The 24,013-nt window shown below is 63.4% G+C and carries 22 protein-coding genes and 4 pseudogenes; 11 read left to right on the top strand and 15 right to left on the bottom strand.

Going from position 1 to position 24,013, the window contains the following annotated elements:
• Positions 1-2: 2 nt before the first annotated feature.
• The 3 genes from KM176_RS23210 to KM176_RS23200 are packed head-to-tail and all read left to right on the top strand — an operon-like array spanning position 3 to position 2,657.
• Positions 3-866: a branched-chain amino acid ABC transporter permease gene (locus KM176_RS23210; protein WP_160897084.1), complete on the top strand. Its 864-nt coding sequence runs from the start codon at positions 3-5 to the stop codon at positions 864-866.
• A 1-nt stretch (position 867) separates the two neighbouring features.
• The gene (locus tag KM176_RS23205; protein WP_160897085.1) at positions 868-1,866 is read left to right on the top strand and encodes a branched-chain amino acid ABC transporter permease; all 999 of its coding nucleotides are present in this window, start codon (positions 868-870) and stop codon (positions 1,864-1,866) included.
• Positions 1,863-2,657 (top strand): SDR family NAD(P)-dependent oxidoreductase, encoded by a 795-nt coding sequence (locus tag KM176_RS23200; protein ID WP_202398098.1) that lies wholly within the window; start codon positions 1,863-1,865, stop codon positions 2,655-2,657. The genes KM176_RS23205 and KM176_RS23200 overlap by 4 nt, the downstream gene beginning before the upstream one ends.
• A gap of 101 nt (positions 2,658-2,758) precedes the next feature.
• On the opposite strand, the gene KM176_RS25385 is transcribed toward KM176_RS23200, so the two are convergent.
• The 5 genes and pseudogenes from KM176_RS25385 to hpbA all read right to left on the bottom strand — a co-directional run bounded on the left by KM176_RS25385 (position 2,759) and on the right by hpbA (position 6,327).
• Positions 2,759-2,935 carry a transposase gene (locus KM176_RS25385; RefSeq protein ID WP_202398099.1) on the bottom strand — a complete coding sequence of 59 codons (177 nt, stop codon included), beginning with the start codon at positions 2,933-2,935 and terminating at the stop codon, positions 2,759-2,761.
• Between the two features lie 14 nt (positions 2,936-2,949).
• On the bottom strand, positions 2,950-3,561 hold the full coding sequence (locus KM176_RS23190) for an IS110 family transposase (RefSeq protein WP_311136200.1): 612 nt from the start codon (positions 3,559-3,561) through the stop codon (positions 2,950-2,952).
• Between the two features lie 11 nt (positions 3,562-3,572).
• Positions 3,573-3,677: pseudogene (locus KM176_RS23185) on the bottom strand (electron transfer flavoprotein subunit beta/FixA family protein); the annotation flags it as partial.
• Positions 3,678-3,699: 22 nt separating this feature from the next.
• Positions 3,700-4,185 carry a dimethylsulfonioproprionate lyase family protein gene (locus KM176_RS23180; protein WP_236045439.1) on the bottom strand — a complete coding sequence of 162 codons (486 nt, stop codon included), beginning with the start codon at positions 4,183-4,185 and terminating at the stop codon, positions 3,700-3,702.
• 105 nt (positions 4,186-4,290) lie between these two features.
• Complete coding sequence (gene hpbA, locus KM176_RS23175; RefSeq protein ID WP_160897087.1) at positions 4,291-6,327, bottom strand: N-methyl-L-proline N-demethylase HpbA; 2,037 nt, start codon at positions 6,325-6,327, stop codon at positions 4,291-4,293.
• A 342-nt stretch (positions 6,328-6,669) separates the two neighbouring features.
• Here hpbA and KM176_RS23170 point away from each other — a divergent pair, with 342 nt between their 5' ends.
• The 4 genes and pseudogenes from KM176_RS23170 (at position 6,670) to KM176_RS23155 (ending at position 9,216) form a co-directional block, all read left to right on the top strand.
• Complete coding sequence (locus KM176_RS23170; RefSeq protein WP_160897088.1) at positions 6,670-7,308, top strand: TetR/AcrR family transcriptional regulator; 639 nt, start codon at positions 6,670-6,672, stop codon at positions 7,306-7,308.
• Between the two features lie 142 nt (positions 7,309-7,450).
• Positions 7,451-8,599, top strand: a pseudogene (locus KM176_RS23165) (IS256 family transposase).
• Positions 8,600-8,726: 127 nt separating this feature from the next.
• Positions 8,727-8,963, top strand: a pseudogene (locus tag KM176_RS23160) (transposase); the annotation flags it as partial.
• A gap of 115 nt (positions 8,964-9,078) precedes the next feature.
• Positions 9,079-9,216 carry a hypothetical protein gene (locus KM176_RS23155; RefSeq protein WP_160897089.1) on the top strand — a complete coding sequence of 46 codons (138 nt, stop codon included), beginning with the start codon at positions 9,079-9,081 and terminating at the stop codon, positions 9,214-9,216.
• A 47-nt stretch (positions 9,217-9,263) separates the two neighbouring features.
• On the opposite strand, the gene KM176_RS23150 is transcribed toward KM176_RS23155, so the two are convergent.
• Positions 9,264-10,631, bottom strand: a complete 1,368-nt coding sequence (locus KM176_RS23150) for an amidohydrolase family protein (RefSeq protein WP_160897090.1) — start codon at positions 10,629-10,631, stop codon at positions 9,264-9,266.
• A 127-nt stretch (positions 10,632-10,758) separates the two neighbouring features.
• On the opposite strand from KM176_RS23150, the gene KM176_RS23145 reads away from it, so the two are divergent.
• Positions 10,759-11,658 carry a LysR family transcriptional regulator gene (locus KM176_RS23145; protein WP_202398101.1) on the top strand — a complete coding sequence of 300 codons (900 nt, stop codon included), beginning with the start codon at positions 10,759-10,761 and terminating at the stop codon, positions 11,656-11,658.
• 189 nt (positions 11,659-11,847) lie between these two features.
• On the opposite strand, the pseudogene KM176_RS25240 reads toward KM176_RS23145, so the two are convergent.
• Both KM176_RS25240 and KM176_RS25070 read right to left on the bottom strand, forming a co-directional pair.
• A pseudogene (locus KM176_RS25240) lies at positions 11,848-12,018 on the bottom strand (transposase); the annotation flags it as partial.
• A 156-nt stretch (positions 12,019-12,174) separates the two neighbouring features.
• Positions 12,175-12,681, bottom strand: a complete 507-nt coding sequence (locus KM176_RS25070) for a transposase (protein WP_236045438.1) — start codon at positions 12,679-12,681, stop codon at positions 12,175-12,177.
• A gap of 624 nt (positions 12,682-13,305) precedes the next feature.
• Between KM176_RS25070 and KM176_RS23135 the strand changes: the two genes are divergently transcribed.
• Together KM176_RS23135 and KM176_RS23130 are read left to right on the top strand one after the other, a co-directional pair.
• On the top strand, positions 13,306-14,898 hold the full coding sequence (locus KM176_RS23135) for a phytoene desaturase family protein (RefSeq protein WP_160897091.1): 1,593 nt from the start codon (positions 13,306-13,308) through the stop codon (positions 14,896-14,898).
• The gene (locus KM176_RS23130) at positions 14,898-15,146 is read left to right on the top strand and encodes a hypothetical protein (RefSeq protein WP_160897092.1); all 249 of its coding nucleotides are present in this window, start codon (positions 14,898-14,900) and stop codon (positions 15,144-15,146) included. Before KM176_RS23135 ends, KM176_RS23130 begins: the two co-directional genes overlap by 1 nt.
• A 471-nt stretch (positions 15,147-15,617) precedes the next feature.
• On the opposite strand, the gene KM176_RS23125 is transcribed toward KM176_RS23130, so the two are convergent.
• The 6 genes from KM176_RS23125 to KM176_RS23100 are packed head-to-tail and all read right to left on the bottom strand — an operon-like array spanning position 15,618 to position 21,622.
• Positions 15,618-16,448: an ABC transporter permease gene (locus KM176_RS23125; RefSeq protein WP_160897093.1), complete on the bottom strand. Its 831-nt coding sequence runs from the start codon at positions 16,446-16,448 to the stop codon at positions 15,618-15,620.
• A 3-nt stretch (positions 16,449-16,451) separates the two neighbouring features.
• Positions 16,452-17,489, bottom strand: a complete 1,038-nt coding sequence (locus tag KM176_RS23120; RefSeq protein WP_160897094.1) for an extracellular solute-binding protein — start codon at positions 17,487-17,489, stop codon at positions 16,452-16,454.
• 34 nt (positions 17,490-17,523) lie between these two features.
• Positions 17,524-18,561 (bottom strand): ABC transporter ATP-binding protein, encoded by a 1,038-nt coding sequence (locus tag KM176_RS23115; protein WP_160897095.1) that lies wholly within the window; start codon positions 18,559-18,561, stop codon positions 17,524-17,526.
• 18 nt (positions 18,562-18,579) lie between these two features.
• Positions 18,580-19,380, bottom strand: coding sequence for an ABC transporter permease (locus KM176_RS23110; RefSeq protein WP_160897096.1), 801 nt, complete (start codon positions 19,378-19,380; stop codon positions 18,580-18,582).
• A complete protein-coding gene (locus KM176_RS23105) occupies positions 19,371-19,823 on the bottom strand; it encodes a hypothetical protein (protein WP_160897097.1) in 453 nt (150 codons plus the stop codon). Before KM176_RS23105 ends, KM176_RS23110 begins: the two co-directional genes overlap by 10 nt.
• Positions 19,820-21,622: a CocE/NonD family hydrolase gene (locus KM176_RS23100; RefSeq protein ID WP_160897098.1), complete on the bottom strand. Its 1,803-nt coding sequence runs from the start codon at positions 21,620-21,622 to the stop codon at positions 19,820-19,822. The genes KM176_RS23105 and KM176_RS23100 overlap by 4 nt, the downstream gene beginning before the upstream one ends.
• Before the next feature lie 51 nt (positions 21,623-21,673).
• Between KM176_RS23100 and KM176_RS23095 the strand changes: the two genes are divergently transcribed.
• Complete coding sequence (locus KM176_RS23095) at positions 21,674-22,663, top strand: LysR family transcriptional regulator (RefSeq protein ID WP_160897099.1); 990 nt, start codon at positions 21,674-21,676, stop codon at positions 22,661-22,663.
• 426 nt (positions 22,664-23,089) lie between these two features.
• On the opposite strand, the gene KM176_RS25380 is transcribed toward KM176_RS23095, so the two are convergent.
• A complete protein-coding gene (locus KM176_RS25380; RefSeq protein WP_160897100.1) occupies positions 23,090-23,692 on the bottom strand; it encodes a glutathione S-transferase family protein in 603 nt (200 codons plus the stop codon).
• Between the last annotated feature and the right edge of the window lie 321 nt (positions 23,693-24,013).

Here is a 24,013-nt window from a genome sequence, read left to right as displayed (position 1 = left end):
AGATGGTCTGGGTTGAAACGGTGCTGAACGGGATCTTCCTGGGCGGCCTATATGGCATCCTGGGGCTGGGGCTTGCGCTGGTCTTCGGGGTGATGAAGGTGATCAACGTCGCCCATGGCGACTTCATCGTGCTGTCGGCCTTCATCGGGGTGTTCCTGTCGGCGGCGGTGCCGGGGGTGTCGCCGCTGCTGATCATCCTGCCGGTGGTGGCAATTGCCGCGGGGCTGGGCTGGGCATTCCAGAGCGTGCTGATGAACCGGGTGATCGACAGCGACGACATGCTGGTGCCGATGCTGCTGACCTTCGGCGTCAGCTTCGTGATGCGCAACATCATGCTGGAAACCTTCGGCGCGACGCCGGTGACGCTGGAGGCAGGCGCCCTCAGCCGGGCCTCGTTCCAGGTCGCGGGCCTGCATCTGGGGGTGCTGCCGGTGCTGACGCTGGCGATCTCGGTGGTGCTGTTCGGCGGCCTCAACTGGCTGATCACCCGCACCGAGATCGGCCGGGTGATCCGCGCCACCTCCGACAATACCGCCATCGCGCGGCTGATGGGCGTGCGGCCGGGGCGGATCTATGCGCTGGTCATGGCGCTGTCGCTGGCGCTGGCGGCGGTGGCGGGTCTGCTGCTGGCGATGCGCACCTCCTTCACCCCCAGCAGCGGCATCGACCGCATCCTGATCGCCTTCGAAGTGGTGGTGCTGGGCGGTCTGGGCAGTTTCTGGGGCGCGCTGCTGGCGGGCATTGCCCTTGGGGTGACGCAGCTGGTGGGCTTCCGCTTCGATGCCAATTCCGGCCTGCTTTACGCGCATCTGCTGTTCCTGGCCTTCCTCATCGCCCGGCCGAACGGCCTTTTCGGGAGCAAATGACATGATCCTGCGAATCCTGACCCTTCTTCTGGCGGCGCTGGTCATCGGCTGCGCACCGCTTCTGCTGGATGACGGCCAGCTGTCGCTGGGCATGGAAATGCTGGTCACCTTCGTGATCTGCGCCATGTGGAACGTGCTGGCGGGCTACGGCGGGCTGGTGTCGCTGGGCCATCAGGCCTGGTTCGGCATCGGCGGCTATGCCGTCTTCATCGCCTCGAACGCGTTGAACGTGAACCCGCTGTGGCTGCTGCCGCTGGCGGCGCTGGTGCCGGCGCTGATCGCGCTGGTGCTGACGCCGCTGCTGTTCCGCCTGAAGGACGCCTATTTCGCCATCGGCAGCTGGGTCCTGGCCGAGGTCTTCTACATCCTCGTGCAGCGCTCGGATGCGCTTGGCGGGATCACGGGCATGCCGCTTTTCACCGGCGGGATGCTGGGGGCCTCGATCTATGCCCAGGTGTTCTGGGTGGCGGGCGGGCTGGCGCTGGCGGTGCTGGTGCTGTCCTACCTGGTGCTGCGCTCAGGCTTCGGGCTGGGGTTGATGTCGGTGCGCGACAACGAGGTCGCGGCGGCCTCGATCGGGGTCAACGTGCGGCGCAACCGGCGGCTGGTCTATGCGGTCTCGGCGGCGGGTGTCGGGCTGGCGGGGGCAGTCTACCTGATCCCCAACTACTTCATCCAGCCCGGTATCGCCTTTTCTGCCGACTGGACGGTGATCATGACCTTCGTGGTGGTGATCGGCGGCATCGGCACCCTTGAGGGGCCGATCCTGGGCACGCTGATCTACTTCGCGATCCGCCAGGGCGTGACGGACGGGCTGGGCCTGTCGGGCAGCTGGTACCTTGTGGCGCTCGGGGCGCTGGCGGTGGCGACGATGCTGATGGCGCCGAAGGGGCTGTGGCCGATCCTGCGCGACCGGCTGCACCTGGACTGGCTGTCGGTGCGCAGGCCCTGGCCCGGACGCCCTGACCGCGCGCCGCATCATCAGGCGCCTGCGGAATGAGGGCGCCAGCGCTGGAGCGCCTCTTCGGGCTTGCCGGGCGCCGGGCGCTGGTGACGGGCGGCAGTTCGGGGATCGGCCGCGCCGTGGCCGAGGCCCTGGCCGGCGCGGGTGCGCGGGTGGTCATCGCCTCGGACCGGGCCGGGGACCTGCAGGACTGCTGCGCCGCCGCCAGCGCGGCGGGGCTGGCGATCGAGGGGGTGGAATGCCGCCTGAAGGGCCGCGCCGAGGCCCTGTCGCTGGCCACCCGCGCGGCCGAGCTGGCGGGAGGGGCGCTCGATATCCTGGTCTCGAACGCCGGGATCGAGGGGCCGGTCGGCGCCACCGGTGCTGCGGCTGAGGCCGACTATGCCCGCGTCTTCGACATCAACCTGCACAGTGCCTACTGGCTGGCGGCGGCCTGTCGGCCGGGGATGGCGGCGGCGGGGGGCGGCTCGGTCATCCTGATGGCCAGCCTCTCGGCGTTGCGGGGCAACCGTGGCATCGGGCCCTATGCGATGGCCAAGGCGGGGCTGGCGGCGCTGGCGCGCAACCTGGCGGTGGAATGGGGCCCCGACAACATCCGCGCCAATGCCATCGCCCCGGGGCTGATCGACACGGCCTTCGCGGCGCCGCTGCTGGCGGATCCCGAATTCGTCGCGCGGCGCATCCAGGGCATGACCCCGCTGCGCCGCGCCGGCCGCCCCGAGGAGATCGCCGCCGCGGCGCTGTTCCTGGCGGGACCGGGCGGCGCCTTCGTTACCGGTACCACGCTGGTGGTCGATGGCGGCACGCTGATCACCGATGGCAGCTAGCGCCCTAGTAACTGTATCTTTCGGGAGTGACGGGGCTCCCAATTCCCGCCGTCTTTTGCAGAGAGCATTGGCGATAATGACGAGCTTGCGTGCGACCGCTGTCACGATGACTTTGTGCGGCTTGCCGGCCCGGCCCTGCGGAGCCGATCCGCGAAGGCTTTGAGCGTCGGGTTGTGATGCGAGGCGACAAATGCCGCCCGGACCAGGACATGCCTCAGCGCACGCCTGCCACCGGCGATGGTGCGCTTGCCGCGCAGTCTTCCACTGTCCTGTGCCACAGGCGCCAGACCGATCAGTGCCGCAGCTTCTTCGCCGATGAGAGCACCGAGCTCGGGAAGTCATTGCCCGGCAGGGCATTGCGAAGCAATGGCCCGAGAGGGTCGGCGATCAGCGTTGAGCCGGCGACCGGTCCGATGCCGGGAACGGAACGAAGGATCCGCGCGGTGTCCGCAAGATGGCTGTCGCGACCGAGAAGCTCTGAAATTCGGTTTTCCAACTCGGCAATCGCGACTTCCAACTGCTCTTTCAGCTCTACATCGATATCCTCGAACAGCTCTGCAGCTCCGGATTTCCGATGCTCCCGGATCTGCGCCAGGAGCCGCTTTCGCATTTCGACCACCTGTGCCCGCATGGTGGCCAAGGCTCTGAGAAGACGTAGATGTTCCGCGGGAAGTGTTCGTCCCGCCTCAGGCCTGAAGACTAGGAAGCGCCTTAAGAGTTCGGCATCGATCCTCTCGGTCTTGGCGCGGGTTCCAGGGCTGTGCGCGAAGGCCGTGACTTGGTCCGGCGGCACTTGGCGGGCTTCGAATCTTGCATCCTCCAGATAGAACCAGAGGCGCCATTCCTGCCCGCCCGTCGCTTCGAAGCACACGATAGCCCCGCGGTTTCGGGCCAGATTGGCCACGGCAACATGACCATCGACATCTTCACATTTGCCTGATCGACACCCGTGCCATCCGCTTTCACGCGAACCTTCACGGTGTAGTCGACGATGCGTTTGACATGCACCAGTACCTTCATCGTCTTTCTCTTGGTCGGGGTGTCAGGCCCGAAGGGCCCATAGCGCGAGAAGCGGAGTGTCGCCGCTTTTCATCGCGTGGGTTTCTGCCGGCGGAACGTAGAAGCTGCCGCCGATGCCGGGGGTGAACCAATCCACCGATCCGACCCGGAATTCGCCTGGGGACAGGGTCAGGTAGGTTTCCTCTGGGGAATGCGCGTGGTCAGGATAGCGGGTTTCAGGGGCAAGCAGGCTGAGGCCGATCCAGATATCCTGCCGATCCTGCAGACCACCCGGTCCTGCAATCATGGCGTTGGCATGTGCGGCGGAAAATCCCTCCGAGGCGTTGGGGCCATCGGCGCGCGGGCGCCAGCAAAGCTGTGGCACCAGCGTCCCGATCGCTTCGATCAAGGGCGCCACCGCGGCAGTGCCACCCGCCCTGGCCAGGGCGGGCGCCAGGTATCGGTCGACGACCGGTGCTGTCCGGGCTGCAATCGGTCCGTGAGCCTGTGCTGGCCGTGCCCCTTGCATTGCGACCAACATCGCGCGGGACCGTGGATCTTGCGCCCGCGTTACGGTGATCCGCAGCGCGAGTTCGACGAAGGACGTTAGAGCAATCGCGGTCATTCCGGGGCCTCAGAGGTGACGCACGAGGCGCAGCGCGTCGTAGATCGCCGCGTGGGTGTTGCGTGCCGAGATCGCGTCGCCGATCCGGTAAAGGCCGAAACGGCCCTTGGGATTGCGGGCCACTTCCTGCCGCGCGCCGACGACCAGGGCTTCGTAGTCGACCTCGCCCAGGTTGCGCGACAGGTTGCGCAGTTCGAAATAGACTTCGTCGAGGGGGCGGGTGCCGTGGTTCACCACAACCTGGTCGACCCTGCGTTCCTTGGCGTAGTCACCATAGTCGGACCCAAGTACCGCGCGCAGGATATTGCCTTGCCGCACCACGGCCCGCAGCCGCCAGGTCACCGTGAAGGTGGTATCGCGGTTCTGCAGGTTGCGCAGATAGGGCACCAGGTTCATCGCCATGACCTCGGGGGCGAAGCTGCGGTCCGGGGTGACGATCTCGACCTTGGCGCCGCACTCGGAGAGCAGGTCTGCGGCCTGGAGGCCGGCGTGATCTCCGGCGTCGTCGAAGACCAGCACGTTCTGGCCCGGCTTCACGTCGCCCGACAGGATGTCCCAGGCCGAGACGACCAGTTCGTTACCCTCTGCCAAGACCTCGGTATGGGGCATCCCGCCGGTGGCGATGATGACCTCGTCGGGGGAGGTCGTCAGTACATCCGGGGCATCGGCATAGCTGTTGAAGTTGAAGGTGACGCCCAGCTTGTTGCACTGATCGAAGCGCCAGGCCACGATTGAGGACATTTCGCGGCGGCGTTCCTGCAGCGCGGTGAGACGGATCTGCCCGCCCGGCTGGTCGGCGGCTTCGAAAACGGTCACTTCGTGGCCGCGTTCGGCGGCGACCCGGGCAGCTTCTAGACCGGCCGGTCCGGCGCCAACGATGGTCACGCGCTTCTTTTCGGGTGCCGGGGCAATGCTGTGCGGCTGTTCGATCTCGCGCCCGGTCGAGGGGTTGTGCAGGCAGAGTGCCATGCCGCCTTGATAGATACGGTCCAGGCAGTAGTTCGCGCCGACGCAGGGGCGAATGTCATCTTCGCGGCCTGCGACGATCTTGCGTACCAGGTGCGGGTCGGCCATGTGAGCGCGGGTCATGCCCACCATGTCCAGTTTCCCGCTGGCGATCGCGTGGCGGGCGGTGGCCACGTCGGGGATCTTGGCGGCGTGGAAGGTCGGGAAGTTGGTTGCCGCCCGGATGCGCCCGGCGAAATCCAGGTGTGGGGCGTTCTTCATACCCTGGATCGGGATGTTGTCGGTTAGCCCGGCATCGGTGTCGATATGGCCCTTCACCACGTTCAGGAAGTCGACCAGCCCGCTGTCTTTCAGGCGGTGCGAGATCTCGATCCCGTCCGCTTCGGTCAGGCCACCGGCCAGGTCTTCGTCGCCAGTGTAGCGCACGCCCAGCAGGAAGTCCTCGCCGCAGCGCTCACGGATACCCTGAAGGATGTCGAATGTGAAACGCAGGCGGTTGTCGAGCGAGCCGCCATAGGGACCGGTCAGGTCGTTGGTCAGGGGCGACCAGAATTGATCCATCAGGTGGCCGTAGGCCTGGATCTCGACGCCGTCGAGGCCCGCTGCCTTCATGCGTTCCGCGGCCTGGACGTAGTCCTCGACGATGCGGGCGATGTCCCAGTCTTCCACCTTCTTCGGAAAGGCCCGGTGAGAGGCTTCGCGTTCGTGGCTGGGCGAGACGACGGGCAGCCAGTCGGCCTTGTCCCAGCGGGTGCGGCGACCCAAATGGGTCAGCTGGATCATCACCGCGCAGCCTTCGTCATGGCATTCCTGCGTCAGCTTCGCCATGTGGCCGACGACTTCGTCCTTCCAGGCCAGGATGTTGTTAAACACCGGCGGGCTGTCGCGGGACACGCTGGCGGAGCCTGCGGTCATCGTCATGGCCACGCCCGCCTTCGCCCGCTCGACGTGATACGCGCGATAGCGCTCCTTCGGCATGCCGTCCTCGGGGTAGGCCGGTTCATGGCTGGTGATCATGATGCGGTTCTTCAGGGTCAAATGCTTGAGCTGATACGGCTGAAGCAGGGGATCGTTCGACATGTCCGTGGCCTTCTTCGCTATGGGTGGCTGCGCTGAGGTGAAGACTTTCTAAAAATGTACATTTGTGTCAATAAAAAGGTCATATGTGACTATTGATGTGGTGTGCCTCGGTGGTAGATCCGAGGTCAGTACAAGTGAAATATCTTATATATTTAAATATATCAATGTGTTGCACATTTTGTGTTGAGCGGACCTTCTGCCCAAAAGCGCGGCGATTTCGATTGACAGGTCTGTTCAGCCCTGTCTGTTCTCGCGTCCAATTCGGTGCCACATGTACATTTGGTGGTGTCCGGTGCTATGACGAAAGGGGCGGGCCACCCGCTGGGCAGGAACGGAGCCATCATGACGCAGGAGATGCAGACGGATCGAGGCTGGCGCGGGTCGCCGGAGCTTTGGCTGGATGCGGCCTATGAGGCGCTGGTCGAGAAGGGCGTCGACGGGGTGAAGATCATGCCGCTGGCCAATGCGCTGCAGCTGTCTCGGACCAGTTTCTACTGGTTCTTCAAGGATCGCCGGCAGCTTCTGGCGGCGCTGCTGAACCGCTGGGAAGCCAGCACGACAGGGGCCATCGTCGCGGCGGCGCGGGACTATGCGGCGACCGAGACCGAGGCGATGCTGAACATCATCAGTACGTTCCTGTCCGATGCCGTCTTCGACACGAAGCTGGAACTTGCGGTGCGGGCTTGGGCGCAGCAGGATCCTGCCGTCCTGGCACGTCTTCAGCGTGCGGACGCCGCACGCCTTGCGGCACTGAGAAAGGTCTTGGAAGACTGGGGACACGGCGAGGGTGACGCGGACGTCCGGGCGCGAACGATCTACCTAGTTCAGGTAGGCTATATCTCGATGCGTGTTCATGAGCCGCTGGAAGAGCGGCTTGAGCGGTTTCCCAAATATGTCGAGATCTATACCGGAAAACGTCCGCCCGCGCAAGAGATGGAGCGGTTCATGGCGCGGATCGGCTGTCGCTCTCGCAAGGACTGAGCGGGCAGCGCTGTGCAAGCCGAGGAGGATAGTGGCCGACCCGCAGTGTCAGAGATCCAGCAGGACCTAGCCTTTCGGGAGAGAGTGTCAGGCCTTCTGTGTATGGCAAATTGCGTCCATGCTCCTGAGAGGTGCAAGGACGATGACGATTTCCAACGAACTGTTGAAGGGCCGCGAGCGGCCTGAAGATCTTCTGGATGATACCGGGTTGATGAAGGAGCTGAAGATCCGGCTAATGGAACGGATACTCGGCGCTGAGCTGACCGCGCATCTCGGCTATGAAGTTGGTGCAGCAGCGCCCTTGGAACAGGCCAATCGCCGGAACGGCACCGCGACGAAACGGGTGATAGGCTTGGTTGGCGAGGTGCCGCTGACCGTGCCGCGCGACCGGGATGGCAGATCCGAGCCCGAGCTGGTGAAGAAGGGCTAGACCCGGATCGACGGAATTGATGACCAGATCATCGGGCTCTATGCCGCCGGGCGGTCGGTGCGCGATATTCAGGCCCATCTCGAAGGAATTCTACGGCCTACGGGTCTCGCCCGATCTGATCAGCCTGGTCACAGCTGCCGTTCTGGACGAGGCCCGCGAGTGGCAGCACCGGGCGCTGGACCGGATTTATCCGATCGTGATCTTCGACGCGCTGCGGGTGAAGAGCCGCAGCGCAGACAGCCGGGTGGTCAAGAACAAGGCCTTTTACATCGCCCTGGGCGTCACCCGGGACGGTGATCGCGAGATTCTTGGCGTCTGGATCGCCGATAACGAGGGCGCCAAGTTCTGGCTCTCGGTATTGACCGAGCTCCGGAACCGGGGCGATCAAGATATCCTGATCGCCGTCTTCGACGGATTGAAAGGGTTCCCTTACGCCATTACGGCGGCATTCCCCGAGGCCACGGTGCAGACTTGTATCGTGCACCTGACTCGGCATTCGATGAACTTCTGCAGCTGGAAAGAACGCAAGACGGTGGCGGCGGACCTGCACCCGACCTACGCGGCCCCGACAGCCGAGAAGGCCGCCCGCAGGCTCGATGCTTTCAAGAAAGATGGGCCTGGAAATGCCCCTCTATCGCCTCGGCCTGGCGCCGGGCTTGGGTCGAAGAGACCCCGTTCCATGCCTTCAGCGCCGGGATCCGGAAAAACATCGACACTACGACCGCCGTGGAGACGCTGAACCGGGTACTGCGAAAGATGCTGAAGACCAAGAGCTGGTTCCCGACCGAGGAGACTGCAACCAAGCTGATCTACCTGGCCATCCGCAACCTCGAGAAATGCGGTCACGCCGTCCGCGAATAGGTTGCCGCCCGCAATCCGTTGGCCATAATGTTCACCGGGCGTTTCGACGCCTGAACGTATCTGGAAACCGCATGGGCCCGATCAGATACGCAAAGTTTCGTACACTCCGGCAGACCCGGATATGGGTGCTGAGCAGTTCAGAGAAGCGTTGCAGGACAAGGGGATACGCGCCTGTATCCCAGGCCGGAAGAAGCGCAAGAAGCTGGTCAAATATGATAAGCGGAGATACAAGCGGCGCAACCGCATCGAGATCATGTTCGGCAGGCTCAAGGACTGGAGGCGCGTCGCGACCAGCTATGACCGATGTCCCAAGGTGTTCCTCTCAGCCATCGCCCTCGCGGCTCTCGTCATTTACTGGTTATGAATCCTGACCCTAGCTCGAACGGTATGCGGGCCGTATCCCGGCGGTGCATGTGAAGGACCTTGCGGCGCCGTCCGAGCGGACGGACCAGGATTTCTTCCGTGACCTTGGCGCCGGCATGATGGATTGGAGCGCCCTGCTGGCGCCTCCTGCCGTCATGGGGGCAGAGTATCTGGTGCTGGAACATGACCACCCCACTGACTGGCGTGCCTTCAGCCGCTACAGCGTGGCTGCGTTCCGGCGTCTGGCGGCCTGATCTGGCCCAAAAGGGAAAGGCGCGGGCCCCGGGGCCCGCGCAGTTTTTCAGACCGGGCTGACCGCGCCGTTCTTGTTCTGCGCCAGGAATTCGGCGCGCCGTGCGAAGAGGCCGGGAATGACGTCGTGCACGTCATGGATCAGCGCCTGCATGTCCACGTTCACCAGCTGTCCACCGTCGACGATGATCTTGCCGTCGACCATGGTCATGTCCACGTCTCCGCCCCGCGCCGCATGGACGATGTTGTGGTGCAGGTTCAGGAATTGACCGTCTCCGATCAGCGGGGTCATGCGCGGCGTATCGGTACGCAGGGCGACGATATCGGCCTTCTTGCCGACCTCGAGAGAGCCGATGTCCTCCTGCAGGCCGATGCTGCGGGCGCCAAGGCTGGTGCCCATGGCCAGCACGTCCCAGGAATCGAGCGCGGCGGCATCGAGGGTGTTGAGCTTGCCCAGGAGCGAGGCCGCCTTCATGTCGTCGAACATGTCGAGATTGTTGTTTTCCTTCTCGCCGTCGGTGCCGATGCCGACCGCAACCCCGGCCTTCAGAAGCTTTTCGACGGGGGCGATGCCGCTGGCCAGTTTCATGTTGCTGACGGGGTTATGCGCAACGCCGACGCCGCGATCGGCAATGATCTGGATTTCCGTGTCATCCAGCCAGACGCAATGGGCCAGCAGGGTGTGCCGGGTGTCGAAGAAGCCGAAATCCTGCATAGCCTGGACCGACCGCTTGCCATAGCGCCGTGCCATCTCGGCCAGCTCGATTTCCGCCTCGTTGCTGTGGGTGTGGAAGCCGGTGTCGTATTTCCGGGCGAGGTCGATGAAATCCCGGTACTTGTCTTCGGTGGCGTAGAAGAGGTGCTCCATCCCGACCCAGACATGGATCCGGTCATCGCAGCTGCGGTGCCAGGTTTCGAGCAGGCGCTCATTGCTTTCGAGCGTTTCGAAGTAATCGTAATCGGGGTGCTCGCCCACATAGGGAACGAGGACCGAGCGGGTGCCGATCGTCTTGGCTGCCCGCGCGCTGCCTTCCATGTAGCGCCACATGTCGACGATGGTCGTCGTGCCGGAAAGTGCCGCCTCTGCATAGCAGATCCAGGAGGCGACTTCGGCCTCCCGCGGGTTGAGGACCCGGTGCATCGGATCGATGTAGAGCCGCAGCCAGTCCCAGACGGGCAGGCCTTCGGCGGTGCCGCGCAGAATGCCCGAATGGCAATGCGCGTTGACGAGCCCCGGCATCAGCAGGTGATTGGGGAAATGGCGGACGGGCAGGTCGGGATTGTCCGCCAGCAGACGATCCCTCTCGCCGACCGCTACGATCCGGTTGGCCTTGATCGCCACGCCCGCGTTGCGCAGGACTGATCGCTTGGCATCCATCGTGACAACATGATCGGCGGTCAAAATCTGGTTGGCCATCGGGGCATCCTTTTCCTGGGGCTGAGTACTGGGGCTGAGAATGGGCGGAGGCTAAGTTGACAGAGAGAACGCAACAAGCGCATTAAAAGGCATCTGTTGTACGCAAAATCAGAACGCTGGAGCGCGAATGCCGATCATCACCCAGGGAGCGCGGGTCTTTGAAATGGTGGCCCAGTCCGGTTCGATCCGGCGGGCGGCGGAGCGGGCCAATATCGCGCCCTCTGCGCTCAACCGGCAAATCCTCAACCTGGAGGAGGAGTTCGGTGCGCCGCTGTTCACGCGGCACGCAAGGGGGATGCGGCTGACCGAGGCAGGAGAGACACTTCTGGCGCAGATCCGCAGCTGGCAGAATGACGAGCGTGACCTGCGCGCGCGGATCGAGGGCATCAAGGGTCGCAGCGGCGCTCTGCGCATCGGTGTCATGGAATGCCTGGCGGAGGTTTTCCTGCCAGAGGTTCTGGGCCGCCTCCGGCGGGTCTATCCGGACTTTTCCATGACGATCTCGGTCGGGGGCACCGGGGATATCGCGGGACGGATGCTTTCCGGCACGCTGGACTACGCCATCGTCTTCAATGCGCCGGCCGATATCGGCCTCGTCCCGTTGCACGAACTCAGGATGGAAATCGGGTTGGTGGTCCCAGTGGGCCATCCGCTTTGGGGCAGTGCTGGGATCCCGCTGGAACGGATCGCGGACTGGGACCTGGTGGTGCCGGACAATTCGCTGACCATCGGGCCGCTGGTCAAGTCGATGCTCGAAGGCGCACGGGCCACGTCGCGCGCCGTGGCCGTAACCAATTCGGTCTCGCTGGTCAGGACGCTGGTGGGGCAGGGTGTCGGCCTGGGCCTGCTGACCTGGGCGGATGTTTTCACCGAAGTCGCAGGGGGGCGGCTTTGCTTCGTGCCGCTTTCGGGAAAGCCCACGACCGAAACGTTGAGCTTCTCGAAATTCCCCAGCGGCCGGACATCGGCTTTGTTGCGGGATTTCGAGGAAGCCGTGATCGACGGCATGCAGGGTCTTCAGGGCTGAGGGCAGCCTAGTGGCATGCAGATCGCTCAGCCCTGCGGCGCAGGTTCCGCCAGCGTCTTCCAGGCCATGCTTTCGCGGGAAAAGGCAATGCAGGCGGCTATGAACCGCATGTCGGAAAGGCCGGACACGAGGCCGAGCAGAATCTGAGTGGCTTCTGACAGCGTGCCATTCCCGCACCGAGCGCTTCCATTCCTTTGATGTAGCATTGAGCGCCAGATAGATCGATTTCGTTGCTGCGTCGTCGTTTGGGAAGTGACTGTGGGTGCTGACGGCGCAGCGGAATTTCGAGTTCATGGCCTCAATGGAATTCGTGGCGCAGATCAGCCTGCGCACCTCGGGTGGGTAGTATAGAAACGGGATGACCTCGTTCTAGGCCCGGCGCCAACTGGGCGCGATTGCCGGATGCCGCCGGACCAGATCGCTATCCTCGAACTCTGCCAGGGCCAGTTCGGCTGCATCAGCATCCACCGCAGTATAAATCGTCTTGACGCCGGCGCCGACGGCCTTGCGATCCTTTTAACTGTTGAAGTTCATGGAATAGCGCAGAAGATGGACAATACAGGTCAGTATCCGTGTCCGGGGGAGGGCCGCCTTGATCACCTGACGGAATCCCTTCAGCCCGACCACGACGGCGATGAGGCGTTCCTGGACGCGCCGGTTGCGCAAGTCGCTCAGGACCTTGGTCCAGAACTTCCCGCTTTCATAACCCTTGCCCTGCAGTTCCCGGAATAGCCGACGCCCCGAAGGCCCTGGAAAATCGGCGCCCCGATCAAGCAGATAGGCATGATATCCGTCAAGCTTGCTGCCTCGTGGCGGGCGGGACCCATAGATCGGAGGCTCCAGCCCGAGGTCCAGATACTTGCGGACGGTTTTTCCGTCACAGTAAATCTGCCGGGCGATCGCGCTCACGCCCTGGCGTTTTAAGTCATGTATCAACACAATTTCTCTCAGTATGAACAGCATCCGGGTCATGCGGTCGGTGCGGTTGGCCCAGACATGGATGGTGCCACGTTGAACGACCATATCGCCGCGCTTAGCACGACTTCTTCGTCATCGAGCGACAGCACGATCTGACCGTCGAGCGCGAAGCGTAGTCGATGCTCTCCGTGCGGTACATCAGCGGATGGCGGCCCGGAATAATATGTTCGGCATTCTCCATCAGCTCGACCTGGGCAACCAGGGCGCGTCTTGCCTCCTTGTCGAATTCAGGGCTGCTCTGCCCTCTGGCGGAATGTCGACCATGCGGATGATGATGCCATGGGGCGGCGGGGCGGACTCGGTATATCGGTCGGTCGGCTCGGGCTCGTTTGCCGTCGACCGGGCGGGGCTTACATCAGTGTGCAACAGCTCGTGGAAGGCCAGCTCCGGCTGATGCGTGGGACGAATCACATTGGGGGGCGTGTCCGCGGACAGCACGATGGCCTTGCCCTGGGTATCACTACCCGTCACCACCCGCCGCACGTCTTTTCCGACCGAAAAAATCTACCGTCATGGAATTTCCCTTATTTTGTTGGTCGATCAACCATTTAATATGTATAAGTAATTTAAGCCTGCCCGTCGCGCAAGACAGGAACAGAAATGTGCCTTCTTTCATACGCGGCAGGCGGGCGTCTATGGGCGGACGAGACGCTATTTTGGGAGGGCGCTATGTCAAACTATGATGTCGTGGTTATGGGTGGAGGCCACAATCAGCTCGGCACCGCGGCCTATCTAGCCAAAGCGGGCAAGAAAGTACTTGTACTTGAAAAGAAAGAGTTTGCCGGTGGCGGCGCGGTCACGCTGCCGCGCACAGCTCCGGGCTTTCTGCACAACAAGCATTCGATGATCCACGGGATGATCCAGGCCAACCCGATGCTGCTGCACGACGAGCTTGGACTGAAGTCAAAATATGGGCTGGAATATATCCATCCCGACCCACCAATGAGCCTTGTACTCAAAGATTTCACCTACATGCGGTCCTATATCAGCATCGACAAGACCTGCGAGGAGATCGCCCGGTTTTCGCCTAAAGACGCCGAGACCTATCGTGAATTCGTCGAATGGGGCGGGCGGATGATGCCGATGCTCATGCAGGGCATGTTCAACGTGCCGGTGCCGATGGGCGCATTCCTGATGATGATGCAGGGCAACGAGGATGGCCGCCGGCTGATCGACCTGATGTTCCGCAGCCCCCTGCAGATCGTCGATGAGCTTTTCGAGAGCGACCTACTGAAAATCTTCATTCTCAAATGGGCCTCGGAAGGCATCCTTCAGTTCCCCGATGACATGGGCACGGGGCTGGGCGTGATGATCATGATCGTCATGACGCATTACTACCCTGTAGGCTTTGCCAAGGGCGGCAGCGGCGAGCTCCCGCGCGCGCTGATAGATTGCATCGAGGATCATGGTGGCCAGATCCGCTACAATACCGAGATCGACAGCGTGATCGTCGAGAGCGGTCGGGCGGTTGGCCTTCGCTCCATTGAGGGGGAAGAGTTCCGCGCCAAGGATGCTGTTGTTGCCGCAATCCATCCCAACCTTCTGGGCGATTTCGTGGAAGGGCTGGATGAGGCGATGCTGCGCCGCGCAAGCCGGGTCACGAACGCGCCTTATGCGCTCTTCAAGATCGACGCTGCGCTGGACCGGCCCGTCAGCGCCTTTGCCGGCAATCTACCCGACGAGGTGTTCGGCACCGCTGCCAACACCATCCACGCCACGACCCTTCTAGAATTCCTCGAAAATTTCGAGCCGCTGCGGATGGGTCGCGTCAATACGGAAAACCCATTGCAAGGCGGCGGGCCAACGGCGCTGCCGGGGCTTCAGCCCGAAGGAACGTCAAACCTCTACATGACCAGCTACCAGCCTTACGACATCGGGCGTCAGGGTCCCGGTAAATGGGACGATATCAAAGAGGATGTGGCCGACCGGCTGCTGGAAAAGCACAGCCATTTCTACCCTGGTCTGGCCGATGCGGTGATCGCGCGCGAGGTTGACAGCCCGCTCGACATGCAGCGTTGGTCGCCTGCGACCTTCGTCAATGGCGAGGTGCATGGCGCGGGGCTCCAGCTGTTCCAGACTTCCGGTTTCCGCCCGACGCCCGAGCTTGCGCAATATGCCGTGCCGGGCTGCGAGAGGCTCTATCTGTGCGGGCCGTTCATGCATCCGGGCGGGGCGATCTTTGGCGCCGGTCGACCGACCGCAATCAAGATTCTGGACGATCTGGATATCGACTTCGACAAAGTCATCGCGGGAGCAGTGTGATGAGCGGCAAGAAGAAGAACATGGCGATCTACGATGCACAGGGCAATGCGTTAATGTCGGTCAAGCGGCTGGAGCGGGACGGGAATGACTTGGTTATCCGTGGCAAGATCTTCGATGCCATGCCGATGGCCGCGCGGCTGACACCCGAGGACGCACGCGCGGCGCTGAAGCTCTTGGACATCAAGACGCTCCTCTTCCTCCTCACGATCCTGTTTCGTAAATCCACGTCGCCTGACAAGACATCCTGATAGATCGGGTGATGTTCGAAGATTACATCTCGCACTTCAATGCGCGCGATGTGACCGCTTTTTGAGGGCTACCTGACCGACGATATGGAAATGCTCAACAGCGGGCTGTGGTTCACCGGCGGCGCGGGGATGAAGGACCACTATGCCATTCAGCCCGGCTTATTCACCGATCCCGCATGATTAGCCGGATCGTGCGGTCGCCTGGGGCGGTTGTGTCGCCCCAGGCGTGCTCCAGACATTGTCGAGAACCGGCCGCGCAACTGGCGCCAAGACGCGTCCCGCTACCGCGACGACCGACCAAACTGCCCGCGTCAGCCACCTGATCCGGCCCCCGCACGGGTTCGATGAATAACGTCGGGTAAAAGGTTCGCGGGCTGGCAGTTCAGCCCTTTCTCTAAGAGATACAGCCGTGGTTTCAGGATGACAGGCCGGGCACCAGTGCCCGACCTGCAAGTTTGATCCTGGCGAACTTCAACCTGCCTTGTACCGCCGCGCAATGACCGAACTACCCAAAGTGGTTAGAGCCACGGTAACGACCAACAGCAGAAAGGCCAGCGCCGCGCCAAAGGGCCAGTTGGAAGCACGGGCAAACTGGTCGTAGACTGCCGGCGCCATCATCTGAAATTGCGGCCCGCCTAGCAGCAGCGGTGTCGCGTAGGCGTTCATGCACAGGATGAAGACAAGGGTCGACCCGGCCAGGACGCCCGGCAACGACAGCGGCATTAGTACGCGGATGAATGCCGTACCCGGGCGCGCGCCGAGATTTGCGGCGGCGTCCTCGACCTGGCGCGGAATGCTCTCGATCACGGAGGCAAGGGTCAGGATCATGTAGGGCAGCACAATCCCGACCGTCGCGAAGACCACGGCGCCGGGGGTGTAGAGAAGCTGCAAAGGCACGGTAATTAGGCCCAGACCACGCAGGGTCGCGTTGATCAGCCCGTCCGAGCTGAGCAGCGCCATGTAGCCGGCCGAACGCACCACGCCCCCCACCAGAAGCGGAAACATGGTCAGGATGGTCAGCTTGCTCTTCCAGCGGCCTTCCATGCGGGCCAGCCAGTAGGCCGGGCCATAGGCCAGCAGCGTAGTCAGCAGGGTGCTGGCCAGCGCAACCGCCACCGTGGTCAGGAGGATCTTCTGGTAATAGGGATCAACCACTGCGCGCGCATAGTTCCCGAAGGTGAACGCTTCCTTCATCAGGTAAAGCGGATCGAAGCTGTTGAATGAGTATCGCAGCATCAGCAGCATCGGCACGCCCAAAAGCGCCAGCACCAAAAGGCCTGCCGGAAGAACAAGTTTTGCCATGGCTCAGCCCTTGAGGATGCGGTTCCAGGTGTCCAGAAGACCCGCCTGGTTTTCCATGATGAAGTCGAGATCCGGAGTCCAGAGCCTGTTCTGTTCGGCTTCCGAGAAGCCGATCCTGGCTTCAAGCTCGGGGCTGATCTTGGCGGATTTGACCGTGGGCAGGTAGCCCATCTTCTCGGCGAAGGCGACCTGGGCGTCGGGGGTCAGCAGGGCGTTCATGTAGGCAAGACCCGCTTCGGGGTGGCGCGCATTCTTCGGCACACCGGCCTCGTAAACGGCAGGGAAGGCGCCTTCTTCAGGGACGCACCAGGCAAGGTCGATGCCGCTTTTCTGCCAGCTGTAGCCGCGCGCGGCGGAAATGATGGTCAGCCAGATGTCGCCCGATGCCAGCGCCTGCCCGACCGCCTCGGTTGAGGGCAGCAGCTTGGCCTCCAGCGCCTTCCAGCCCTCGACGCCCTTCTCGGCATTGGCATAATTATCGACGGTGCCGCCATTGGCCACGGCGGCATAGGCCATGTTCGAAGTATAGAGGAAATCGCTCAGCCCGATCTTGCCCTTGTAGGCGGGATCCCACAGCGCCTGGACCGAGGTCGGCGGCGTTTTCACCAGATCCTTGCGGTAGACGATGACATGGGCCGAATAGATCAGCGGCACTGAGGTCTTTTTCTTCAGGAAGGGCAGGATGGTGTCGTAATTGGGCACATTGCCGGCATCAAGCGTTTCCAGCGCGCCGACGCGGGCGGCGGCATGCATGTCGAAATCGGCCAGCAGGGCGGCATCCATGCTGCCGCGGCGCTGCATGCGTTCGGTGATCAGCTTGGTCCGGCGCGGGACCGGCCCCGAGATCTCCTGCAGCACGTCATAGCCCTGCGGCACAAGAAGTGCCTCGTCGACATTGGCCTTCAGCAGGTCACCGAAGGTGCCGCCCCAGGTGCCGACGACCAGCTCCTTGGACTGGGCAAGGGCGGGACTGGCCAGAAGGGCCGAAGCCCCGGCGGCAGAGGTCGTGGCCAGGAACTGGCGGCGGGAAAGTTTGGTCATGGGAACTCCTGTCGGGATGGTCTTGTGATTGGGACTAGCTGTCCAGAAGGCGGGCATCGGCGCTGTTCCAGCGTAGGCCCACCGGGTCGCCTGGCCGCAACCGCGCCAGGGTGTCGTCGGGGCCGGGGGTGGCCCGGATCACCGTCACCGGGGTCGTGCCCAGCAGCACGGTGTATTCGGTCTGCGCCCCGAGGTAGAGCACCTCCCGAAGGGTGCCGGGCACGCCCTGGTCGGGCGATGTCAGGGCGATCTTCTCGGGGCGCAGGGTGTAGTAGCGGGCGGTGGGCACGGCGGTGCCGGGCAGGGCGGTGCCGTCCTTCATGCGGAAGCTGCCGCCCTCGACCCGGCCTTCCAGCACGTTCGAGCGGCCGACGAAATCCGCCACGAAGGCATCGGCGGGACGCTCATAAAGGTCCTGGGCACTGCCGGACTGGCGCACCCGGCCCCCTGCCATCAGCACCAGCCCGTCGGACATGGTCAGCGCCTCTTCCTGGTCATGGGTGACCATCAGCGTCGTCAGTTCCAGCGCCTGCTGCAGGCCGCGGATCTCTGAACGGACCTCGGCGCGCAGCTTGGCATCCAGGTTCGACAGCGGTTCGTCCAGCAGGAAGACATCGGGGTTCAACACTAGCCCGCGCGCCAGGGCCACGCGCTGCTGCTGACCGCCAGACAGCTGGCGCGGATAGCGCTCGGCCAGGTGGTCAAGGCGCACCCGGCGCAGGGCCTCCAGGCTTTTCGCCTCGCGTTCGGCGCGGGGCATCCGGCGCATTTCCAGCCCGAAGGCCACGTTCTGCGCCACGCTCATGTGCGGGAACAGGGCGTAGGACTGGAAGACCAGTGCCGTGTTGCGCTCGTAGGGGGGGCGGTGGGTGACATCGCGGCCGTCGATCAGCACCGATCCGGCGCTTGGCGCGACAAAGCCCGCCACCATGCGCAGGGTCGTGGTCTTGCCGCAGCCCGAGGGCCCCAGCAGAGAGACCAGCTCGCCCTTGCGGATCGTCATGTTCATGTCGTCGACCGCCACGGCATCGCCGTATTCCTTGCGGATGTTGACGAGTTCAAGAGATTTCATCGGGGTGTCTCCGGTGGGTCAGACGATGCGCGACAGTTTCACGTATCGGTCGGTGATCAGCATCATCGCGGCGATGACGGCGATCTGCAGGGTGGCCACGGCCGCCAGCGTGGGGTCGACCTGGAATTCGAGGTAGTTCATCATCGCGATGGGCAGGGTGCTCATGCCGGGGCCGACCAGCAGCAGCGTCAGTTCGAGGTTCTCGAAGCTCTGGATGAACGAGAACATCGCGGCGGCAACGATGGCCGGGCGCATCATCGGCAGGGTGACGCGCAGGAAGACCGCACGGGGGCGCGCCCCGAGGTTCAGCGCCGCTTCCTCGACGCTGCGGTCCAGCCCCTGCAACCCCGAGATCACCACCCGCACCGTCCAGGGAATGGTCAGCAGCACATGGGCGGCGATCAGCCCTGGCAGGGTGCCGACAATATCCATGTCCAGGCGGTTCTGCACCGCGAGGTAGGACAGATAAAGCGCGATGCCGGCGACAATCCCGGGCACGATGATCGGGCCCAGCAGGAAGGTGGTGATCGCGGCCTTGAAGCGCAGCCGGCTGCGCACCAGCGCCATGGCGGCGGCGGTGCCTGTGGGTACGCCGATCGCGGTGGCGATGGCGGCAACCTTCACGCTGACCAGGAAGCCCGACAGGAATTCATCCCGGGTCAGGGCGTTGCGGTACCATTCCAGCGACAGCCCCGTGGGTGGAAAGGCGATGATGGCATCGCGGAAGAACGAGGTCACAACCAGCAGCAGCACGGGCAGCAGCATCACCGTATAGGCGATCACGATGGTGCCGCGGTAGATCAGGCTGGTCAGGCGCATGGCGGGGTCTCCTGTGGTTCGGGTGGCAAGAAGCAGTCGGCATGGGCATCGGCAGTAGACTGAAGCCGGGCGATCACGTCGGCCGGAAAGCCACCGTAACGCCCCATCAGGTTGACCTGGCCCAGGCAGCGGCCCGCAGGATCGCGGACTGGCAGGTTCAGGATCGCGTCGGCACCCCGCTCAAGGATCGCCTGCCAGTCGGCAAAGCCCGCCTGCAGCGCCGCCCTGCCCTCGGTCAGCACCGGGCGGCCGCCATCGCGCACCCGCCGCATGGTCGGCGCCTCGTCGAAACGCTTGAACCCTTCGGCGGCAAAGACCGCCGGATGAGTCGACCAGATGCGTTCGGCCCCGCCGTCGCGGTAGCGCAGCACCGTGGCCGCGCGCAGTTCGGCCAGGGCCGAGAGCGCGGCCAGCAACGCCGAGCAGTCGCGCGGCGCGCTCATGCCGGGACCATCGGCAGTTCGAGAGAGGTCTCCGCCAGGTCGATGCGCAGCTCGGGCATCCGGCCATGAGGGACCTTGCGGAAATGGTCGGCATCGGCCCCGGCGATCGACAGCCGCAGACGGCTGCCCGCCGACAGCGTCCAGCCGGTGGGCAGCAGCGGGATGCGGATCCGCTGCGGTTCGCCCTGCGGCAGGGGCCGGGCATCGGCGCGGTGGAAGGTCCGGTAGGGCCAGCTGATGCGGGTATGTTCGGGCGCGGGGGCCTCGGCGCGGAAGAGGGCACGCAGCACGCCTTCGGTGATGTAGCGCTCGGTTCCGTCGGTCTCGACCTCGGTCAGGTAAACGAAAAGACCGGCGTCGGGGGCATCGAAGCGCAGCGTCATGTCCAAAAGCGCATGACCTGCCAGCCGCATGGCCTGCGGCAGCGGGGCGCTGTCGAAATTCAGCATGGCCCCGGCGCGGCCCTGCCAGTCGCAGTAATAGTTGCGCGAATCCATCCCGGCGATGCGCTCGTATCGGGTTTCCAGGCCGGTGCGGGTGTCCGGCGTGCATTGGTACCGCGCCTCGCCGCTAGCGCTCTGCGGGATTAGCGTGCCGGTTTCGGTAGGGTGCAAGGTTGTGGCGGCCGGCACGGGAGGCCAGCTGGTGGCCTCGGCCCAGGCCTGCTCGTGCATCAGGAAGTAGCTGACCGGAGGTTCGTCCCGCAGGCCGGTGGGGTGGTCCATTAGGTAGGTATCGAAGAAGCGCAGCACGCATCCCAGCACCGGGAAATCGGGCGTCTCGTCCTTGCGCCAAGGCGAGACGTCGATGCGGGCACCGTGGTCCCAGGGGCCCAGCACCAGGTGGCGGGGGTTGCGGTCCAGCGTCAGGAAGCGCGCGATGGCGCCGTTGGCATAGCCCGCGCCGTCCATCCAGCCCGAGACCGACAGGATCGCCACGTCTTCGGGGATGCCTTCGGCATAGGCATAGGGGCTGATCGAGGCGCTGGTATAGTCGGGATCATACGGCAGGCCCTCTTCCCGATAGGCGAAATCGGCCATGAAGTCGGTCTGGCGGAAGTTAGCCTGATGCTCGGCCACGGCCTGGGCCACCAGCGTGCCCTCGGGATCCTCGTCAACCGGCTGCGGGCCCTGATAGTCGGGATGGGCGTAGTACTTGTAGTCCTTCAAATGCGCGCGCCGGTCCAGGTCCAGCCCTTTCATCAGCGTGTCGTAGATCTGCGTCAGAGAGCTGCACTGCATGCCGCCAGGGAAATAGTTGTCCGCATAGGTGTCCCAGACCGAGAACAGCGGCGCAATGGCGCGCACCGCCGGATGCCCAGTCGAGGCAAGGAAATCCGAGGCCGCTCCCAGATACGAGATCCCGGTGGCCCCCAGCACGCCGTTCGACCAGCTTTGGGCGATCACCCAGTCGGCGATCTCGGCACTGTCGCGGCGCTCGGTCGGAGAGCGGAAGCCATCGCGGGTGCCAAAGCTGGCGCCGGTGCCGCGCACGTCGATCACCACCACCGCGTAGCCGCGCGGCACGAAGTAGCTGCTAAACTTGCCGGTGTTGGGGTTGGGCATCGCGTCCGAGCCGTCAGCCAGGCGGAAACGGCGGAAATAGGGCGTGAACAGCAGCAGCGTCGGAAAGCGCGTCCCCAGGGTGGCGCCCTGCGGCAGGTAGACATCGATGGCGATCCGGCAGCCGTCGGCCATGAGCACGTAGTGCGACGAAGGGGTGGCGGGCGGGCTGTAGGGCACGGGCCGGTCCGCCTCGTAGGCGGCGATGCGGCGGTGGAAGTCGCTGTGCGAAGTCATGGGCTGTAGTCCGTCTGGGTCTGTTTCCGCCACACAGGCCAAAATTTTGACTTGCGTAAATTGAATAATTTCAAAAAACATTTGCGTAAAGAGCAACCATTGAACGGCTGCATCGCGAAAGGACCATCCTTGCACCTGAACCAGAAATCCCTCGAGGCGCTGCGGGCCTTCGTCGAGACGGGCTCGATCAGCGGCGCGGCGGACCGGCTGCTGCGCACCCCCCCTCAGGTGAGCCGGCTTCTTTCGGCACTGGAGCAGCAGGTTGGCTTCGCCGTGCTCGTAAAGCGCGGTCGACGGTTACACCTCACCCGCGAAGGGAAGGAATTATACTATGAAGTTGAAAGGGTTATGCAGGCGCAGGACGTGGTCGAACGGCGCGCGGACCAGATCCGGCGCGGTCGTAAGGAACATCTTCGCCTGCTGGTTGCCCCGTTCATTTCCAACGCGGTAATCAACCAGGCGCTGGCCACGGTGATGGAACGCCACCCCCGGATGACAGCGCAGATCGACGCCCGGGTACGGTTGGATATCGACATCTGGGTGACTCAGGAAACCTTCGATCTGGGTGTCGCGCCGCTGCCGATCCGGGAAGGGGCCTTCGAGGTCGAACCGTTCCTGGAACTGCCTATGATGGTCGCCATGCATCCCGATCACCCGCTGGCTGCCCGAAAAGTGGTCACTTTCGAGGAATTCGCGGCCCATCCCATCGTCGCAACCCATGCCCGTTCGCTGCTGGGCCAGCACCTGGAAATGCTCTGCCAGCAGACGGGCAAGCGCCTTGATGTGCGTGTCGAGGCCCGTAATGGTGTGATCGCCTGCCAGATGGCCGGCCTGAACATCGGCTGTTGCCTGACCGATCCCTTCGTGGCGCTCTCGAGCGGTGTCGAGGACATTGTTCTGCGTCCATTCGCCCCTCAGGGCCTTTTGCGTTATGCCTTCCTTTTTCCCAGCTGGGGCACACGCTCGCCGGTGGTCGAGGAGGTGGCGCTCGAGATCCGGCGAAATTCCAAGGCGCTCGCAGCGGAAATCTTTCAGGGCTAGATGTCTCGGAAACAGACGATCGGAGGCCGTTGGGAAGTATTGGTGACCTGCGGGTGACGGCCCATTTCATAGCGCCTCACGTGCCGGCCAAAAGGAGACGGGGCAGCCGCGCCACGAGCCGGCACTTAGCGCTTTCGTCCCTCCGGTTCAGTTGCGCCTGGTGCCGTTGAATGGGTATCGGCAACCCGGCCCAAGATAAAATTTATAAGGTTGATTATGTTTCCGTTTGCCTGAATATCGAAGACAGTGGACATTCCTCGTCCCGAACCCCACTGTCCCGCGATAGGCATTTGCGGCCCAATCCCGACCTTCGCAGGTTCGACTTTGCTGCGGCGCAGCCTCCCCAAACCGGCCATCCGTGGCATCTTGCAGCAAGGTCTGGCACGCTAGGGTCAGCCCCGCGGGACAAAGCAGGCACCCATCCTTTCAGATTACGGGTTGGGTGGAAAGCATGGAGGGGCGCATAAGCTGTGGGTTGAGCCATTCTGAAAGATTGCGATGCGAGGCCTCCCATCCAACACAAAGGTTATGCATCGACATCAATTGAAGAGCAGAAGCCAAGGCTGCCCCGCCAAACTCCCGAACATTAGGCAGTCGTCGCTCAGCAGCCAGCTCATCTAAGTGGACGAGGCATCGCGTCATCCGATCATGCTCAACAGCTGCAAGGAAACTCGAGCGTTCTTGTGGCGCTCTGCGATTCTCTCTCACCCAGGTAGCTATCCCTTCCAAGAACCCAACTATTTGTCCCTCCGCAGCTACGGCTGCCCAGCTGTCGACCTCAGGGGGAGCTTCTCTGCTGCCTTGGGCTCGCGCTTTGATATATGCGAAGACCGCTCGTGCTTCAGTGATTACAAGCCCGCCATCGACAATGGTTGGTACTCGCCCAACAGGACTGAACAGCAAGACTGGGTTGTCGACTTCCCGGTTCGCAGCAAGCCTCTCCTCGGTTCCTGTAAGTTGGCCCCACTCGCGAAGCGCGATGCGCGCAGTCCGGGCAAAAGGTGAGTTTTGTGTATAGAAGAGGATCACTATGATTTTCGCCGATGGGTAGCGTTGGGGCACATTCAATCTCACATGATCTGAAACCGATGGAAAGATCGTCCTTAGGCCGGGCCAGCCTCGCGGCGGCGGGGCGGACGGCTCGATTTGCTCGGCGCCGAAGACCGTCGCGGTCGGCCCGAAGCCGACCTTGGCCAGGATCAGCGTTGCCGCAGCGCAGCTTCCCCATACCTGATGGAGTGGATGGCTCCTGCTCCATCGGCGTCGCAATGCGCCATAGTGCAGATGTCATTGTCTGCTGCGAGAGGAGCCATCCGCATGAAGGTTACAACAGTCGGCCTGGATCTGGCC

This window comes from Pseudooceanicola endophyticus (genome assembly GCF_018760365.1).
GTDB lineage: Bacteria > Pseudomonadota > Alphaproteobacteria > Rhodobacterales > Rhodobacteraceae > Pseudooceanicola > Pseudooceanicola endophyticus.
Note: the sequence above shows the minus strand (reverse complement) of the source record. Positions and strands in the feature narration are given on the sequence as shown.